15 protein-coding genes are annotated in these 18,954 nt (G+C 45.9%); 8 read left to right on the forward strand and 7 right to left on the reverse strand.

Features of this window, described 5'->3' with window-relative positions:
• Positions 1–10: 10 nt before the first annotated feature.
• Positions 11–343 carry a DNA-directed RNA polymerase subunit omega gene (locus tag F5613_RS08200; protein ID WP_179399382.1) on the forward strand — a complete coding sequence of 111 codons (333 nt, stop codon included), beginning with the start codon at positions 11–13 and terminating at the stop codon, positions 341–343.
• A 70-nt stretch (positions 344–413) separates the two neighbouring features.
• Complete coding sequence (locus F5613_RS08205) at positions 414–878, forward strand: DUF4293 domain-containing protein (RefSeq protein ID WP_079681985.1); 465 nt, start codon at positions 414–416, stop codon at positions 876–878.
• A gap of 82 nt (positions 879–960) precedes the next feature.
• Here the strand turns inward: F5613_RS08205 and F5613_RS08210 are convergent, their stop codons facing one another.
• From F5613_RS08210 to F5613_RS08220, 3 genes are all read right to left on the reverse strand, one after another.
• Entirely contained in the window at positions 961–1,596 is a 636-nt protein-coding gene (locus F5613_RS08210) for a porin family protein (RefSeq protein WP_179399561.1), read from the reverse strand.
• A 67-nt stretch (positions 1,597–1,663) separates the two neighbouring features.
• On the reverse strand, positions 1,664–3,472 hold the full coding sequence (locus F5613_RS08215; protein ID WP_179399383.1) for a PBP1 and LysM peptidoglycan-binding domain-containing protein: 1,809 nt from the start codon (positions 3,470–3,472) through the stop codon (positions 1,664–1,666).
• A gap of 434 nt (positions 3,473–3,906) precedes the next feature.
• The gene (locus F5613_RS08220; protein ID WP_246303377.1) at positions 3,907–5,277 is read right to left on the reverse strand and encodes a metallophosphoesterase; all 1,371 of its coding nucleotides are present in this window, start codon (positions 5,275–5,277) and stop codon (positions 3,907–3,909) included.
• A gap of 431 nt (positions 5,278–5,708) precedes the next feature.
• Between F5613_RS08220 and F5613_RS08225 the strand changes: the two genes are divergently transcribed.
• From F5613_RS08225 to F5613_RS08250, 6 genes are all read left to right on the forward strand, one after another.
• Positions 5,709–7,040, forward strand: coding sequence for a gliding motility-associated C-terminal domain-containing protein (locus F5613_RS08225; protein WP_246303378.1), 1,332 nt, complete (start codon positions 5,709–5,711; stop codon positions 7,038–7,040).
• On the forward strand, positions 7,024–8,001 hold the full coding sequence (locus F5613_RS08230) for a lytic transglycosylase domain-containing protein (protein WP_394353446.1): 978 nt from the start codon (positions 7,024–7,026) through the stop codon (positions 7,999–8,001). The genes F5613_RS08225 and F5613_RS08230 overlap by 17 nt, the downstream gene beginning before the upstream one ends.
• A gap of 62 nt (positions 8,002–8,063) precedes the next feature.
• On the forward strand, positions 8,064–10,913 hold the full coding sequence (gene uvrA, locus F5613_RS08235; RefSeq protein ID WP_179399385.1) for an excinuclease ABC subunit UvrA: 2,850 nt from the start codon (positions 8,064–8,066) through the stop codon (positions 10,911–10,913).
• Between the two features lie 25 nt (positions 10,914–10,938).
• A complete protein-coding gene (locus F5613_RS08240; RefSeq protein WP_179399386.1) occupies positions 10,939–11,157 on the forward strand; it encodes a hypothetical protein in 219 nt (72 codons plus the stop codon).
• A gap of 2 nt (positions 11,158–11,159) precedes the next feature.
• Positions 11,160–11,759, forward strand: coding sequence for an IMPACT family protein (locus F5613_RS08245; RefSeq protein ID WP_068178841.1), 600 nt, complete (start codon positions 11,160–11,162; stop codon positions 11,757–11,759).
• Between the two features lie 419 nt (positions 11,760–12,178).
• A complete protein-coding gene (locus tag F5613_RS08250) occupies positions 12,179–13,843 on the forward strand; it encodes a carboxylesterase/lipase family protein (RefSeq protein WP_179399387.1) in 1,665 nt (554 codons plus the stop codon).
• A gap of 41 nt (positions 13,844–13,884) precedes the next feature.
• Here F5613_RS08250 and F5613_RS08255 read toward each other — a convergent pair whose 3' ends face one another.
• Genes F5613_RS08255 through F5613_RS08270 form a run of 4 tightly spaced genes read right to left on the reverse strand, consistent with a single transcriptional unit; the run spans position 13,885 to position 18,937 of the window.
• Complete coding sequence (locus F5613_RS08255) at positions 13,885–14,238, reverse strand: winged helix DNA-binding protein (protein WP_068178024.1); 354 nt, start codon at positions 14,236–14,238, stop codon at positions 13,885–13,887.
• A gap of 32 nt (positions 14,239–14,270) precedes the next feature.
• Positions 14,271–14,582 (reverse strand): hypothetical protein, encoded by a 312-nt coding sequence (locus F5613_RS08260; RefSeq protein ID WP_079681994.1) that lies wholly within the window; start codon positions 14,580–14,582, stop codon positions 14,271–14,273.
• Between the two features lie 7 nt (positions 14,583–14,589).
• On the reverse strand, positions 14,590–17,850 hold the full coding sequence (locus tag F5613_RS08265; protein ID WP_179399388.1) for an efflux RND transporter permease subunit: 3,261 nt from the start codon (positions 17,848–17,850) through the stop codon (positions 14,590–14,592).
• A 4-nt stretch (positions 17,851–17,854) separates the two neighbouring features.
• Positions 17,855–18,937, reverse strand: coding sequence for an efflux RND transporter periplasmic adaptor subunit (locus F5613_RS08270; protein WP_179399389.1), 1,083 nt, complete (start codon positions 18,935–18,937; stop codon positions 17,855–17,857).
• Between the last annotated feature and the right edge of the window lie 17 nt (positions 18,938–18,954).

An 18,954-nucleotide genomic window follows, 5' to 3' on the forward strand; every position in this document is an offset into this window, starting at 1 on the left:
AAATAGAAAGATGGATTACAGAAAGTCTAACGCTCCAACAAACACGATCACCCGCGACATGATGAGATTGTCGGAGGATACAGGTAATGTATACGAAACTGTGATGGTAATTGGTAAGAGAGCCAATCAGATTAGTGTTGAAATGAAGCAGGATTTGGAGAAGAAACTTCAGGAATTTGCTTCTTACAACGATAATCTTGAAGAGGTTTTTGAAAACAGAGAGCAAATTGAAATTTCGCGTTACTATGAAAAGCTGCCTAAACCTACGTTGATTGCAGCTCAGGAATATGAAGACGGGAAAGTTTATCACAAAAATCCGCTCAAAGAAAAAAGTAATTTCTAAGAAATACGAAACGTTCAACATAAAGGCTGATTCTTTGCGGATCGGCCTTTGTGTTTAAAATAATACGATTATGTTACAAAGAATTCAAACCGTTTATTTATTTATTGTTACAGCGCTTGGTCTTGCTTTGTTCTTTCTGCCGTTGGCCAATATGCAAGCCGGAGCCGACTTGTTCACATTCGACATATTCGGGTTAAATGCCGGAGTAAATGCTCAAAGTGAGCAGGTATACCGTACCTGGAGCCTGGCTGTACTTACCGGAATCAGTACGTTGTTACCTTTTATTACCATTTTCTTGTACAAGAAAAGAATGTTGCAGATCCGTTTTTGCATATTCAATGCTATTCTATTGATCTGTTTTTATCTGTTATTTGGCTTTTTTGTATGGATCACCTATGGCAAGTATTCGGCAACCCATTTCGGAATTGAGATTGCCCTTGCATTTCCATTGGTTAATCTGATTCTTACTTATCTGGCTATCCGTAACATCGGTGCCGACGAGGCTTTAGTAAGATCATTGGAAAGATTAAGATAATAGCGAGCGCTATCATAAAATAGAAAGGGACCGATTTATTCAGAATCGGTCCCTTTCTATTTTATGGTTTGTTTATTGATGCTTATTTGAATAAAGGAAGCAGGTAAGTAAGTTTTACTGAAAGCACCTGTGCCGACGATTTAGGAAAAATATCTGCCTTCTTGCTGTTGTACATGTCTCCTAAAGCATAATAATACCTGCCTTCCAACAGAAAATAACCTACACCCGTCCGTATTTCCAGTCCCGGACCTCCACAAAGTCCCCAGTCAAATTTCTTATCGATGGGCATATCATGTTGGTCGTTTGTCGTATTCGGAGTTGCGTCACCCAAATTGCTTTCGGTCTTTTCGTTGAGGGCGTAGCCTATCTTCGGACCAAGATTAATATAGAATTTGGCATTCTTCCCCCCGAAATAGATATGGGTGAACACAGGTAACTCTAAGTAGTTGATTGTACGGCTATAGGTAAACTCCGGATTCAGATCAAACTGTTCTTTCCATCCTTGTTGCACATAGTTCAGTTCTGCCTGCAATCCTACATTCTTTTCAGTATTGTATCGTGCCGTAACTCCGGCAGTGTATCCCATAAGCATCCCTTGTTGAACCTTCGGGGTAAAGCTGACGGACGAGAATGTTGTACCGAACGAAGCGCCTACAGCCAGCTCCGGTTTGAATGTTTCCTGCGAAAACAATGTGGCAGTCAGCAGTATCCCCGCCATAGATCCGTAAAATCTTCTTTTCAAGCTAATCGTATTCATTACCTGTATATACGTTGTATAGGGACGTTTATAATTCGTTTAATTGTATGCGCGAGATGGTAAAGTCTTTATTGTAACGGACAATAAACAGGTTGGTATTGATAAATCCACCCCAGTTGTTTACCCTCTCAAAGTTGAATCCGGTCTGAATACTGTTATGTCCTGTTCTCTTCAGGTTATTCTCCATATTCGAGCCATAGGTCCACACCCCTTTGAAGAAATACATTCCGGTATCAAATCCAAGCATACCGTATTTAGGGAATGTATTGATCGGGTTCTTGCTGAACCATGTTTTATACTTCTGATAAAAGTTCTTTACTCCGTCGCTTAGATTGTCTGCATAGAAGTTGCTGTATATATAGGTATTCAATGCATAAAACTCTTCCAGGCAATCGCGTGTGTAGGTCTGCCATTCCGGATATCCGAACAAGGTGAGCTGGTAATCGGGCCTGTTGGAGGAAATGGTAACCAAGGGAGTCTTAATCTTATTCAATGCGTTGAGTGTTCCCGATGTAGGAATAATCACATTGGGTTTGTCCGTCACAAACTGCGATTCAATCTCTGTAGCAAATGTCTCCGCATTGTATGTGTATTCCTTGTAGCTAACCTTCTTCTGTTTCAGTTCGGTTTTTAATTCCTGTATAAACTCTTTCTTATCGTCCTGCGGATCATTAACCTTCAGAATAATGATATTGTAATTCTTAAACAGCTCGCATCCAGCCTGTGCAGCTTTCGAATACAGATAGGATTGAGGGGTGTTTACCTGAAACACATAGGGGTTGGATAGCACATCGTCGTTTTTGGAGGTGAATGGAATGACATATCTTATTTTGTTCTTTTCCGCAAACTTAGCCACAGGATGTATTTGTTCGTTCTGAACAGCACCGATCAGAAGGTCGGCCTCCTTCACCGCCGGATTCTTTAATATATCATTAATCTTCTCTGTACCGTTTCCAGTATCGAAAACCGACAGGTTGATAGAGCAGCCCTGGTTTCGCATACTGTCAACCGCCAGCAGGAATCCTTCATAATATTCTATAAACCTTGATGTGTTTGACGAAGGATAAGCCTCTTCTGTCATAAACGGCAACAACAGGGATACATTCACCACCGGAAGTTTCTTAGAATCTTTTTTACGAGATAGCAATGCGTTTACCTCTTTTTCGTCCGTAATTTCGGTCGACACAAGTACCTTTTGCTCCTCCTTTACCGGGATATAGATTACAGCCCCTGCCTTTACTCCATCTTTCAGCGATGGATTACGCTTGATAAGTTCGGTAGAGGATACATCGAACTTTTTGCTTATCCTAAACAAAGTTTCCTTTTTCTGGATAGTATAAGGTACATCCTTTGTAACAGTCTGCACCTGTTCCACCGAAGGTTCTTCGTGCGGATTGCGTGGAATACGTATGGTTTTACCGATTGAGAAGGTTTCGGCAGATAAGCCGGGGTTGGCATCTGCAATCTGATCGGCAGGAACCGTGTATAACCTCGATACCGAATAAAGGGTCTCTTTCGCTTTTATCGTATGAAACAAGTAATTGGCTGCGCCGTTGGATTTACCCGTAGCGTCAGGTGTAAGTTGCGGAATCATTAATTTGAATCCCACCTTAATTCCTTCCTTACTCTCCGGATTCAGTTTATAGATGTCGTTTACCTTTACACCATACATTGTAGCAATGGAGTAAACCGTTTCCCCCCGCTGGATAGTATGGTAAAATAGGTTGCTGTCTCTTTCGTGGGTTATGATAGCTGTTGTTTTGTTGTTTTGAGCCTGAACAGCTGAGCAGCCGATTGCCAGGATTAAAGCGATGATATATGTGCTAATCTTATTCATATACTGATTGGATTATTTGATGCAAAGATAAAAAGAAAAATGGAAGGAGCGGAATAATGGAGAGTCATAGTTGAAATTAACCAATTTGTGCAATCACAAATTAATAGCCCTGAACCCATATTCCTGCCATTGGTAATATTGATTCAAACTACTTATTGGATATAGATGAAGTTTCTGTAATTGAGGATGAGATACCAGCAGGCAGAAAAGAAAGGGCTTCTATGATAGGATTGCATTCATATAAAAGAAATCACTGCCGGCAATGCGTAAGAATACATTAGCCAGATATTCGTTCCGATATAATGGATGAAGGTCCGGTATTTAATATTAAAGACTGACTATCCCTCCCGAAGCAGATACTCATACATATAGTAAGAGCTCCGGGGTGGATAGTCTTGTTTCAAACATGGATTGTCGTGTGACGGCAGTTGATATTACAGATCCAATGATTTGCTATCTACCGGTACATGTTTTCCCCCATGGTATTTAAGCAGTGATACCTGAAGTTTCTTGCTATCCGACTTAACTGGTGAAATTACAACAAAGTCCATCTTCAGGTTATCCTGATCAATCGCTGCATTCTTGTCGCGTGTCTTCTGATCTTCCCAGGTTCCGGAATTGGCATAGATACACTCTTGCCCCAACACGTTCGTGAAAGTTTTAATCATGGGTTTGTGCGTGTGACCGAAAACCACGATACGGGTATTGGATGTTGGGTTCTTAAAGTACTGTACATCTGATTGATCATCGAGAAATTCTGTATTCAAACTACCAGCTATCGCCGTATTGATGTTTGTTGGAAAAGGTACATTGTTGTACTTAGTACGCGCATCCCAATTGGCTTGAGTGAATAAATTATTGTACAGTTTCATTTGGATGCTGCCATCTGCCGGATTGTTTGTTGGCAAAATATCATTAATCGAATAGGTTTTTGTGAAATTACCCACATTGGTTTTTATGATTGGTTCGCTGAAATTATCTTTTACGAAGATAAGCTCTCCCAAAACATACTGCCATAATGTGTAATAAACATTTTTACTATACTGTTCCGGATTGCTTGGGTCTTGAAGTTTTACCTCCGGCACTTTAGTTGCAGCTTCCTTGGTAGTTGGGTCTGTAAAGGAGTTGGCAGCGATACGGGCGAAGAAGTAGCCGGGAGGCAAAGTGGCACCTGGTGCTTCCGCTTCATTAGCTTTGGGAGCTATAGCGTTGAAGAAATCGTACCGGTGTCCATGTTCGATGGCGATTTGCGGATAGTCGTCGGGACGATATGTACCAATGCCAAACTTATCTTTTGGGTCGCGCGCCTGATTCACTCCGGGTAACGCCAGGTTAACATTTTCGGGAGTAAAACCCATGTCGTGATTCCCCGGAACGTACGTCAGCTTTATCTTTCCATCCTTGATGATACCATTCAGCAGGTCGAATACCCCCTGGTTAGCCTTGACAGATTTTTTGATAAAGTCGGCCTGCGAACCATTGGGATAAGAATCTAATCTGGTTGGGATGTACCATTCGTCGAACATATCACCACCAATTACAAGCTCTTTGACTGTGCCGGACGATCGTACCTCACCCAGAAATTCCTCTAACCGTTTCAGGTGTTTTACGTTCTCAGAGTATGTTAAATCGTTGCCCAGATGCAAATCGCTGATAATAACAATCTTATCCCGTTCTTTGTTGCTACTCTCAGTGATGTTGTCGAAGGGATTAGTTGAAACAGGGTCATCGTTGTTTGAAGAGCACGATCCCAAAGTATAGACCGATGCAAGCATCAAAAGCATAAAATTAAATTTTCTCATCATATAAAAGATATTAAATTAGTGAAAAATTATTGCCATCCCATAGTGTCGTTAATTCATTTCCAATGTTGCAAATAAAGGTACGTGTGGTTGTTTCTTTTAGCAGGATACCTTCAACTTCTGCGTACGAATATGTAAAGCAAAAATAGCTTCAATTTAATTAATAAACGTTTCATAATTACAAAATCAATGTATTATATATACAATATTTGATGTTTTGGAATCAGAAATTGGATCAAATTCCGTTTCTATGTTAAGAATAGTTTATCTAAGGCCGAATCCACCGGGATATTATGGGATAAGAATTTCAGATTTATCCCTTTCGGGCAGGCTTCTGATATAAAGTCGGCGCCATATAATTTTTCGGATTATTCGGTGCAATGGTAGCGTATGTCGGTATAAAATACTAATTTTGGATGCTAATTAGGAGGAGTATGATTCAGAGAATGTGCATAAAAGTTCATTTTATTTGCTGCTTGCTGTTGCTGGGATTTGGTTTGCAGGCACAATATAGTGTGTCTGGCGGTCGCGGAGTTCCGCTGTTGGCCAAGGATGATACCTATAACAGACTTCAGGTGTATCTGCTCAACGGAATGGGGCAGTCGGAAATCCGTTATACCTCCACCTCTTCGCTTCCCCACAAATGGTACAGGTATAAGAACAGCGCATTGAATGCCGAGCCTGTGGCAGCTACACAGCAAGGGAATGTATCAGTCGTTTCCAACCCGGAAGAGGGATACGGTTACTTTGCAGAAGTAGCCGGCGAGTTAGCCCGGTATGTATGGGTAATAGATTACAGCCGGTATCCGGTGGAACTACGGAGTCTTGATTTATCAGAACAACCCGATCCCTGTGCTTATCTGAAACTCTCGGGCGATATGGCCATGGAGAAGTTGATGTATCATACCCCCAATGGAATACTGACCGAATTGAAACGGCAGTTTGAGGTAACCTATAAGACCCTGGAATGGACCGAATCTACGGCATTATTCTCTCAAAAAGAGATAAAAAAGGTGGTTGATGGCAATCCTTCGGGACAAACCCTGGATGCACCCCTGTGCGATACCGATGTCCGCATTGCGGGGGACTTGTTTGCCCGCCATTTTGGGATAGAAAAAAGTATTGCTTCGTCCCTTTATCAGGCAGTGGCAATAGAAGTTCACGGCTTCGCCGATAAATTGAACAGTGACGCCCCGAACGTTGTTAGTTATGAAGCGGCCGACTTAGGTGGCTCTGCTCCGGTGGATATCAGATTTAAAGCCGTTGCCAACGACCCGGTGGCAGCTCAATATATATGGAAAATATACAGGAAAGAGGATGGTCCGGAAAAGTTGCTGGTCCGATTTACCGGTGAAGAACTGGTTTACACCTTCGATAAATTTGGCGAATACGTTGCCGAACTGGAGGTAAGTAACCGCAGCTTATCCTGTACAGATCAATCTTTCTCGCGGGATATTAAAATAGTTGAGTCGTCGCTGGAGATACCCAACGCCTTTTCTCCCGGTACATCTCCGGGTGTAAACGACGAGTTCAGGGTGGCGTACAAATCGCTTGTCCGCTTTAAGGGAACGATTTTCAACCGTTGGGGGGTGGAATTATTTACATGGACCGATCCATCACAGGGATGGGACGGCAAAAAGGGAGGAAAATATGTCCCTCCCGGAGTTTACTTTTATATTATAGAGGCCGAAGGATCTGATGGTGTGTCATACAAACGGAAAGGCGACATCAACATCCTTCGTTCAAAAAATGTGCAGAATGAATAGATTACAAAAGATTGTTGGTTTGGTTGTGAGCGGAATTATATGTCTTACAGCTTGTTTATCGTTAGGTTCGTCTGATTCGGAAAAGGCAAAAAAAGAGAAACCCTTGGTGGCGTCGATGACTTCGTCGCCCGAGATTCCCGACGAAGTCATGTTTTGTGGTGAAAAGATTGATCTTACCCGATACAATATGCATGAGGGATTTGACCGGGAGCTGACCAGTTTCATCTACTTTCACTCTACAACCATGTTGCATTTTAAAAGAGCCAACCGCTATTTCCCGGTTATCGAGCCCATTTTAAAGGCAAATGGAGTGCCGGACGACTTTAAGTATCTGGCGGTTATAGAGAGTAACCTGGATATTAGAGCTCTTTCCGGAGCTAATGCCGCAGGCTTCTGGCAGCTTTTGCCGGGAACGGCCAAGCAATACGGGTTAACGGTAGAGAAGGAGGTGGACGAACGTTATCATATTGAAAAGGCTACGGAGGTGGCCTGTAAGTATATAAAGTCGGCTTACAAAAAGTATGGTAGCTGGGCTGCGGTGGCGGCTTCCTATAATGGGGGCATGGGTCGTATATCCGGCGAATTGTCTAAGCAGAATGCCGAGTCAACCTTCGACCTGTGGTTGGTGGAGGAGACATCGCGCTACGTTTACCGCATAATGGCTATCAAGCAGATATTTGAGAATCCATACAAGTACGGATTTGTGTTGAAGGCCGAAAACCTGTACAAACCCATCGAATGCAAAGAGGTGGAGGTTTCGTCAAACATAGAGGATCTGGCTGCTTTTGCTGCAGAGCATAATGTAACCTATGCCGATTTGAAACAGTTCAACTTATGGTTGAGAGACCGTAAACTTACTACCGCAGGAAAGACATACAAGATTCTGATTCCTAAAGAGAGCGAACTGTATTACAAGAAGCCCAATACAAAGGTGCACGACTCCCGTTGGGTGATTGATTAAAGCAGCGTACAAATCTGATTGTATTGGCTTAGCTGGATTTACAAGCATTGAATTGACAGAAAATGAGTGACAAGAAACATGTAGAGACTGGCCTGATATCCGTTTTAGGAGCCCGGGTGCACAACTTAAAGAATATAGATGTTGATATTCCGCGCAACAAACTTACGGTAATAACCGGTATGAGCGGTAGCGGGAAATCATCCCTGGCGTTTGATACGATCTTTGCAGAAGGTCAACGCCGGTATGTGGAGACCTTTTCGGCCTATGCCCGAAACTTTCTGGGCAACATGGAACGTCCGGATGTGGATAAGATTTCCGGATTGAGTCCGGTTATCTCCATCGAGCAGAAAACAACCAACAAGAATCCGCGCTCTACGGTGGGTACCACTACCGAGATATACGACTTTTTCCGTCTGCTTTATGCCCGCGCGGGCGAAGCCTATTCCTACTTATCGGGCGAGAAGATGGTCAAGTTCACCGAAGAGCAGATTCTGGATCTGATCCTGACCCGCTATGCCGGAAAGAAAACCTACCTGCTTGCACCGGTTGTACGCAGCCGTAAAGGACACTACAAGGAACTTTTCGAGCAAATACGCAAGAAGGGCTACCTTAATGTGCGTGTGGACGGCGAGCTGAGGGAGATATTTCACGGAATGAAACTGGACCGCTACAAGAACCATAACATCGAAGTGGTGATTGATAAGCTGGTAGTTTCGGCAACCGACGAGCGGCGGTTGAAGGAAAGTCTCCGTATAGCCATGAAACAGGGCGACGGATTGGTGGTGGTGCTGGATGCCGAAACCAACGAAGCCCGCCATTTCAGTAAAAGGCTGATGTGTCCTGTTACAGGATTATCTTACGGCGAACCCGCACCCCATAATTTTTCTTTTAACTCGCCCCACGGTGCTTGTCACAAGTGCAAAGGGTTGGGCGAGGTAAACCTGCTGGATATGGAAAAGATTGTTCCGGACAGCAGTCAGACTATCTACCAGGGCGGTATCGCTCCCTTGGGTAAATACAAGAATGCGTTGATATTCTGGCAGATCGAAGCTATATGCGACAAATACGGGGTGACCGTAAAGACGCCGATCCGCGACATTCCCGAAGAGGCGATGGACGAAATACTGAACGGAACCGACGAACGGCTGCAGATCAAGAACGAGTCGCTGGGTAACTCCAACTATTTCCTTACCTACGAAGGCGTATCCAAATATATCTTGATGCAGCAAGAATCCGAAGCCTCTGCTTCCGCCCAGAAGTGGGCCGGACAATTCATCAAGATGTCTGCCTGTCCCGAGTGTAACGGTCAGCGGTTAAACAAAGAAGCCCTGCATTATAAGATAGCAGGTAAAAACATAGCCGATATATCCGGACTGGATATATCCGAATTAAGCGAGTGGGTGGATTCTCTGCACAACAAGCTCTCTTCCAAGCAACAACAGATAGCTACCGAGATTTTGAAAGAGATCCGTTCACGCCTCAACTTCATGCTGGATGTGGGATTGGATTACCTGTCCATGAACAGGGCATCCGCTTCGCTGTCGGGAGGCGAGAGTCAGCGTATCCGTCTGGCAACCCAGATCGGGAGTCAGCTTGTAAACGTACTCTATATCCTCGACGAGCCCAGTATCGGACTACATCAGCGCGATAACGTGCGCCTGATCAACTCGCTCAAGCAACTGCGGGATACGGGCAACTCGGTAGTAGTGGTAGAGCACGATAAAGACATGATGCTGGAAGCCGACTATGTTATCGATATGGGTCCCAAGGCCGGACGCCTGGGTGGCGAGGTAGTATTTGCAGGAACTCCCGCCGAGATGCTGCAAGCCAACACCCTAACGGCGGCATACCTTAACGGACTGCAGGAGATAGCCGTTCCGGTTGAGCGGCGCAAAGGTAACGGTAAGTTTATCACCATACACGGAGCTCGCGGAAATAACCTGAAAAAGGTGGATGCAACCTTCCCGCTGGGCACCATGATCTGCGTGACCGGCGTATCCGGTAGCGGTAAGTCGTCGCTGATAAACCGCACACTGCAACCCATACTTAGTCAGCATTTCTATCGTTCGCTGGAAGATCCGTTGCCCTACGATTCCATCGACGGTATCGAGCATGTAGATAAAGTGGTAAACGTAGACCAGTCGCCCATCGGCAGATCACCCCGAAGCAATCCGGCAACCTATACGGGTGTCTTTTCGGACATCCGCAGTTTGTTTGTGGATCTGCCCGAAGCCAAGATAAGGGGATACAAACCCGGCCGCTTCTCCTTCAACGTATCGGGAGGCCGGTGCGAGACCTGTAAAGGGAACGGTTACAAGACCATCGAGATGAACTTCCTGCCGGATGTGCTCGTTCCCTGCGAGGAGTGCCACGGCAAACGCTACAACCGCGAAACACTGGAGGTGCGTTTCAGGGGGAAATCCATAGCCGATATATTGGATATGACTATCAATATGGCGGTTGAATTCTTCGAAAACATTCCTTCCATATTGTACAAGATCAAGGTTCTGCAGGATGTGGGATTGGGATACATCAAGCTGGGACAGCCCTCCACCACCTTGTCGGGAGGCGAGAGTCAGCGTGTGAAGCTGGCCACCGAACTTGCCAAGCGGGATACGGGCAAAACCCTGTACGTACTGGACGAACCTACAACCGGTCTGCATTTTGAAGACATCCGGGTGTTGCTGGGAGTACTTAATAAGTTGGTAGACAAAGGCAACACGATCATTGTAATCGAACATAACCTGGATGTGATCAAGAGCGCCGACTATATCATAGACATGGGGCCCGAAGGGGGAAGGCGAGGGGGACAGCTTCTTTTTGCCGGAACTCCCGAAGCTATGATTCAGCCGGAAATCAACAGCTTTACGGCTCCCTTCCTGAAAGAAGAGCTTAAAAGTAAATTAAAGTAACGAAACATTCCGAAATATACAGAAGATGAAGAATCCCATTGTAATGATTAAGCAATGTGTGGAGAAGGACGAACCCTACTTCGTACTTCGAGGTCAGGATGTTTGTGCCCTGGCTGCCATCGAGGCGTATTATGAAGCCGTAAAAGATAAGGTGAAAGACCCCTATTTTATTGAAGAGGTACAAGAGATCAAGAATGATTTCCACGCATTTTTGAAGGAACAGCAGACTAAAATACCCGATTGATGATGGCAGACGATACCTATAAAACGATTACCGGAGTGGTGGATAGCTGCTATACCGAGAAGCGAAGCCGCTTTATAGCCTATGCTGTTCCGGTTCGCACCGTAGAGGAGGTAAAAGAACAGGTTGATAAGTTTAGAAAACAATATTACGACGCCCGCCATGTTTGCTGGGCTTACATGCTGGGACCGGATCGCTCCACCTTTCGTGCCAATGACGACGGAGAACCTTCGGGCACTGCCGGCAAACCTATCCTGGGACAAATTAATTCGCTGGAACTTACCGATATTCTGGTGGTGGTGATCCGCTACTTCGGAGGAATCAAGCTGGGTACCGGGGGACTGATTGTCGCTTACCGCGCAGCGGCGGCTGAGGCGCTTTCGCTTGCCGAGATAGAAGAGCGTACAGTAGACGAAGAGATTACCGTGCAGTTTGAATATCCCTTTATGAACGGAATCATGCGTATCATAAAGGAAGACAACCCCGAGGTGCTGTCGCAGTCGTTCGACATGAACTGCGAGATGACCCTCCGCATCCGCAAAAGCGAAGCCGATAAATTGCGTAACCGCCTGTTGAAGGTGGAGACAGCCTACCTGAAAGAATAGAAGATAGGCTGATTATAACTCCCATTCAGATGAAGACTAAGGTTTAATCCCGTTTAATTTAATCTTATTTATAGCAGGTTTCCTCAAATGCCTCCATGGGCCCGTTCAAACGCGCCCATGGAGGCATTTGATCGGGCCCATGGGCGCAAGCCGCCAACCCGGTATCTTTCAGACTTAATTGTATATACTTTCCGCTTTATAATCCCTTTAATATTGCTTTATTTACTGTAGATCCGTGCCGGAATACCCGTATACCTTTGAGTGAGGTGACTTGATTTTAATCAAATAGATAGCTGTTTTAGGAAGTTTCTTTAAACTAATAGGCTAAGAATAAACCCTATATGTCTAAAATTGCTATTTTTATCCTGTTTATTTGTGATCCTTTAATTTAATACCCTCCTTATCTAATATTTATTGGTATGAAAATAGACAGACGAAAATTCTTTAAGACTGTTGGAGCCGGTACTGCTGCGCTGGGATTAGGTTCCGTTCCTTTTGTTTCTCAAGCCTCCTCTTTATCTTCCCAGCAGAAGGAAGACGACGAACAGGTATTGTTTATAGGCGACAATATAGCCATTGCCGATACGGTGTACGGAAAGGTGAAGGGCTATATACTGCGGGATGTATATACTTTTCTGGGTATGCCTTACGGCGCGGATACGTCGGGCAAGAACCGCTTTATGCCCCCTGCAGAGCCGGAACCCTGGGAGGGGATCAAGCCGGCCGTATACTATGGCAACTCTGCTCCGCAGATTATGGACAACAGGTTCCCCAACAGTTACAGCACCTTTGCCGATCACTGGAATTACGACGATGTAAGCGAGAACTGTCTCACTATCAATGTGTGGACGCCCGGTATAAACGATGCCGGCAAGCGCCCGGTTCTGGTATGGTTGCACGGTGGAGGTTATACCAACGGTAACGGTATCGAACAAGACGGATACCATGGCGGGAATATAAGCAAGTACGGTAACATTGTTTTCTGCTCCATCAATCACCGGCTGGGACCTATCGGGTTCTCCGATTTATCTGCTGTTGGTGGCGAGAAATACAAGGATTCGGGCAATGTAGGTATGCTCGATATCATAGCATCCCTCAAATGGATCAATAAAAACATAGCCAACTTTGGCGGCGATCCCGGCAATGTAACCATAATCGGTCAGTCGGGCGGCGGAGCTAAAGTATGCACCGTTCTGGCCATGCCCGAGGCACAGGGACTGGTACATAAGGGCGTTGCCCTCAGCGGAAGTACAACCAAGGCCTTAAGTCAGGATTACTCCCGCAAACTGGGCGAATATATCCTGCAGGAAGCCGGTGTAACACGGGCGGAGATAGACGAACTTCAAAACATTCCGTGGCGCGAGTACCTCTCCATCGCCAATGCTGCAATGACACGCCTGAATAAGGAGACCGGTGTATCCGGTATGATGCGCGGCGGATTTGCTCCCGTGGCCGATGGATTCCACCTGCCAGCAGATATTTTTTATTCGGATCCCACCAGCTTCTCATCTTCTATCCCGTTGATGATATGCACTACCTTCCACGAATGGTCGCCAAGCCGTACCGATCCGGAGATAGAAAAGATGACGATGGACGGACTGCTGGAACGGATTAAAGCCATGAAAGGGGATAAAGCTCCGGTTATTGTAGATGCGTATGCAAAAGCATTTCCCAAGGCAAAACCCATCGAACTCTTTGCTTTGATCATCTCTTCCCGTCAGGGTGCGGTATCTACGGCCGAAGCCAAGCTTAAGCAGAATGCACCGGTATATATGGCCTGGTTCGGATGGGAGCCCCCGTTGTTCGACAACCGTATGCGCGCCTTCCACTGTCTGGATATCTGCTTCTGGTTCAAGAATACAGACTTGATGCTTACCCATACAGGCGGCGGTGCCCGTCCCCGTAAATTATCTGTAAAGATGGCGGATGCTCTGCTGAATTTTATGAAGAAGGGAGACCCCAACGGAGGAGCTTTGCCACAATGGCCCCGGTTTACGTCGGAAAAGGGTGAAGTGATGGTGCTGAACGATGTGTGTGAAGTGAAAAACGATCCCGATCGCCAGGCAAGGGCTACGTTGGTATAGCATAAAAAAAGAGGGTGATTTTCACCCTCTTTTTATTCTGTTTATTCCTTGGGAAGGACATTCTTAAGCAGTTCCGGAATTTCCACCCGGTCGCATTTAATAGACGAAAGCCGTTTTTTTCCCTCTTCCGAAAGAGAGAAATACATCTGTCGTTTATCCTTATCACCCAGTACACGGTCTACCAACCCCTTATCTTCTACCGATTTAATTACCTTAGAGGCATTGGAATGGGTGAGTCCGAGGGCTGCGGCAATCTCGCCGGAAGAGAGCTTGCCTTTCTGCAACGTACACAACAGCATCCCTTCGTTTAGACAAAGGTCGTGTGTCTGCTGAAAATTAGCTTCAAAATCTCCGATGGATCGGTATATATCTCGTATTAAGCACAATGTATCCATATCAATTCGTTTTGTTTACAAAATTAATACATTTATTTTAAAGATGAATTCTCCACAGGCAATACAAATGCATGAGCCGGAAAAATACATTTTTCCTGGTTGTTGTATTCATCGATAAGAGAGACAACCCGGTTGGCCTTCTCTTCGTCGGTAAACGAAAAGTAAAGCAGCGAATTGTAGATCTGTTTTTCTTTTCCAAGCCAGCTGGCGGCAAAGGCAAGCGATACGGCAGGCTTCATGCCTTTGGTGTCGACCATGCTTAATACCGGCACGGAAGCTTTCTGAAGAATGGCGAGGATGGAATCTTTCACATCCTCGACCGACATAACCACGATTAGTTTCATATGCAGTTTATTTTTTTTCGTTATCGGCGTACTTGTTACGTACCAGTTTATAATATAACAAAGGAACAACCACAAGCGTTAGAAGCGTAGAGGTGATGGTTCCTCCCATCAGCGAGATAGCCAGTCCCTGGAACAAGGGGTCGAACAGTATCACAATCGCACCGATAACCACCGTACCGGCCGTAAGGATAATGGGTATGCTGCGTACAGCCCCCGATTCGATGATGGCCTGCTTGATAGGAACACCTTCCTTCAATCGAATGTTTATAAAGTCGATCAGCAGCAGCGAATTACGTACCATCACACCGGCCAGAGCAATAAACCCGATCATGGAGGTGGCGCTGAAGTATGCTCCCATAATCCAGTGACCCAATATGATACCGATCAGCGAGAGGGGAATGGCTGCAAGCATCACGATGGGAGAGGAGAAGCTTTGGAACCAGCCCACTATCAGCATGTAGATAATGATGATGGCCACCAGGAAGGCTATACCCAGGTCGCGGAACACTTCGTAGGTAATCTGCCATTCGCCGTCCCATTTCAGGGAGTAATCCGTTTCGTTTTCAGGCTGTTCGCTGTTCAGTACAGTCAGACTGTATCCTTCGGGCAATTGCACCTTTTCCAGTTCCTTGTTCATATTCATCAGGGCATAAACCGGACTTTCCAATGCTCCGGCCATATCTCCGGTAACGTACACCACCCGCTTCTGGTTTTTACGGGCAATGCTCTTTTCTTTCAACTCCTTCTTTACCACGGCAATGTCGCCAATGGCAACCGGTTGGCCCATCTGGTTGATCACCTTGATATTCTTTATCTCCTCAATGCTGGCTTTATCCATATCCGAAAGCTGCAGTACGATGTTAACCGGGTTCTCTGCCTGTGCATCGTGCATTATACCTACGGGCATACCGGACAATGCTGCGCGGATATTGGCAGTAACCATAGCGGGTACTACACCTCTTTGCATAGCCTTTTCCTTATCAACCTCAAAGCGGTAACGGTCGTGATCGTCTTCCATCATCCAGTCTACATCCACCACATCGGTGGTTTTGGCAAAGATGTCTTTTACCTGTCGGGCCAGCTGGATTTGTGTTTCGTAATCCGGACCGTAAATCTCGGCTACCAGGGTAGATAATACCGGGGGACCGGGAGGAACTTCCACCACTTTGGCATTGGCATTGTACTTGCGGGCGATGTCCTGGATAGGTTTACGCATCTTCTTGGCTATGTCGTGACTCTGGATAGAACGCTCTCCTTTATCGGTGAGGTTTACCTGGATGTCTGCCACATTATCTCCCTTACGCAAGTCGTAGTGACGCATCAACCCGTTGAAGCTGATGGGTGCCGATGTACCCACATAGGTCTGGTAATCTGTTACATTCTCCTGATTTGCTATAAAGGCTGCTATTTCCTTGGTTACCGCTGCAGTCTGCTCCAGCGATGTTCCTTCGGGCATATCGATCACCACCTGAAACTCATTCTTATTGTCGAAAGGCAACATCTTTACAGGTACCAGCTTGAAGTAGAAGAACGACATGGATATCAATAGCAACACAGTTGTGCCGATCATAAATCCCCAGCGCAGTTTTCTGGATTCCAGCATGGGTGATACCAACTTCTCATAGAGGCGGTATACTTTGCCTTGTTGTACTTCGGTCTGCTCCTTGTTTTCTTCCACCACTACGCCGGAACCTACTTTATCTTCGTTAGACAAGGAGCTCTTTTTATCCTTCTCACGTAAGAACAGGTAACCCAGGTAAGGGGTGATGGTTAAGGCAACCAGTAGCGAGAATGCCATGGCGATGGAGGCACCGATGGGCATCGGACTCATATACGGTCCCATTAAACCCGACACGAATGCCATGGGCAGAACGGCGGCAATAACGGTAAAGGTTGCTAAAATGGTTGGGTTACCCACTTCGTTTATGGCAAACAGAGCAGCCTGACGGAAGGGCAACAGCTTCATCTTGAAGTGCCTGTGCATGTTTTCGGCAATAATGATGGAGTCGTCCACCACAATCCCGGTTACAAACACGAGGGCGAATAACGTGATTCGGTTGAGGGTATAATCCATCGCGTAGTAGGCAAACAGTGTAAGAGCAAAGGTTACCGGTACGGATAGAAATACCACCAGTCCCCCGCGCCATCCCATGGCGGTCATTACAAACAATGTAACCGCAATAATTGCGCCGAACAGGTGCAACAACAGCTCGTCAACTTTATGTGAGGCTGTATTGCCGTAGTTGCGCGTTACGCTAACTTGTACGTCGGATGGAATCAGCTCCGTTTTAAGATGATCTACCTTTTCCAGGATCTTTTCCGACAACTTCATGGCGTCTGTTCCCTGTCTTTTGGAGATGGCAAGGGTTACCGCTTCGTAATCCGAAGGGAATTGCTCCGATTTACCGGATTCAATCTTGCCGTATCCAAAGGAGACGTATTGCGAAGGATTCTCCGGACCTTCCTCTACGGTGGCAATCTGGTGCATGTAGACTGGTTGATTGTTGTTCATCCCAACAATGAGGTTTGCCACATCGTCGGCCGAATGCAGGAAGTTTCCCGTCTCTACCGTAAACATCTCGTTGTTGGCATACAACTTACCTGCCTGCATCTGTATGTTGGATCCCTTGATGTAATTGGCAACCGATGTGAAATCTAGGTTATTGCCGGCCATCTTGTCTTTATCCACCGTAACCTTCACCTGACGGCTTCGTCCGCCCAGAATGTCTACATACGATACGTCCGGTATCTTTTTAAGTTCGCTGCGCAGTACTTCGGCCTGTTGCTTCAGACTATAGTCGCTGTAGTTTTCGCTCCACAACGTGAGAGAAAGAGCCGGCACATCGTCGATCGAACGGGTTTTAATAAGGGGCATGGTGGCACCTTCGGGCATTTTGTCCATACCCTTCATCAGTTCGTTGTATAGCAACACCAGTGAGTTTTCCAGGTTGTCGCCTACGTAAAACTGTACGGTAAGCATGGCCTGGTCGTGCATGGCATTGGAGTATACATATTCGACCCCTTTTATGTTGGATATTATCTTTTCAAGTGGAGCAACCACGCGCGAATCCATCTCCTGGGGAGTAGCACCGGGCATGCCGATAAATATATCTGCTACCGGAACTTCAATCTGAGGTTCTTCTTCCCGGGGAATCAGCATGGTGCTGAATATCCCAACAAGCAGGAAGGCTACCATAAGCAGAATAGACAATTTACTTTGTAAAAAAGCTCCTGCTATCGATCCTGATAATCCTTGTCTGTTACTCATATCCTTATTCTGCTATTAAACAACTGTTATACAATCTACCCTGGGAAGAGGTAACTACTTTGTCCTGAGGACTCAGACCCGAAAGAACTTCCACCTGGTCGCCCCATTGTTTTCCCAAACGTACCCAGCGGAGCAGTGCCTTATTGTCGGTTGTAACGATATAAACTCCTTTCAACTGGTCTTTTTCAATAAGGGCCGATTGCGGAATAAGCAATCCTTTGGAAGCTGTTTCTTTCTTTGCCACCGGAATAAACACATGAACATACATCCCGGTATATACACCTGTCTTCACCGAATCGGGAAGGGATAGCTTGATTATATACTGACCGCCGGTAGTGGTGGACGAGGGACTCTTCTCGCGAACGGTGGTTGCAAAGGTTTTGTTCATTGATTTGACAGTGATATGTGCCTGCATCCCTTCAGAGATATATGGGATATCACTTTCGGTAACACTGGCGATGACTTCCAGCGTTCCGGGTTTCTCAATAACTACAAGAGGCATACCCGGACTGGCAAGCATGCCATTGTCGGCGCTGACCTGTGTAACTACGCCATCGAAGGGGGCTCTGAGCTGAGTGTATCCCCTGTGGGCGGCAACCTCTTTCTGCATATTCAGCGCTGCATTGTATTTGGCCTGTATAGATTGGTAATTGAGGGTTACGTTTTCCAGCTCCTTGCGAGATACGCTTTTCTTTTCAAACAAGGTTTGATAGCGTTTGTAATCTTTTTCGGCAATCTCCAAAGCAGCCTTGGCTTCGGCAATCATAGCGCTGGTCTGACCTTCTTTAGCTGCCAGTTCGTCGTCCTGAATGGATACCAGCGGGGCGCCTTTAGCCACCTTTTGTCCCACACGTACATGTACTTTGTTTACCGTTCCCATAATACGTGTGCCGATATTGGCTACATCAAGCGAACGAATTTGTCCGTTGGCTACGATTCCGTCGTTCTGTTGCACGGTGGGGTTGACCGTAGTTACCTTTACGGCTGTGGAAGTTTGCTTCCGTTCTGCATCCGACGAACAGGAGGTTGCAATACCTAATGCGGCTATTCCTGCAATGATTGATAGGATTGATCTCATCTTTTTCATACGATATATGGCTTTAT

The sequence above is a fragment of the Macellibacteroides fermentans genome (genome assembly GCF_013409575.1).
GTDB classification, from domain to species: Bacteria; Bacteroidota; Bacteroidia; order Bacteroidales; family Tannerellaceae; genus Macellibacteroides; species Macellibacteroides fermentans.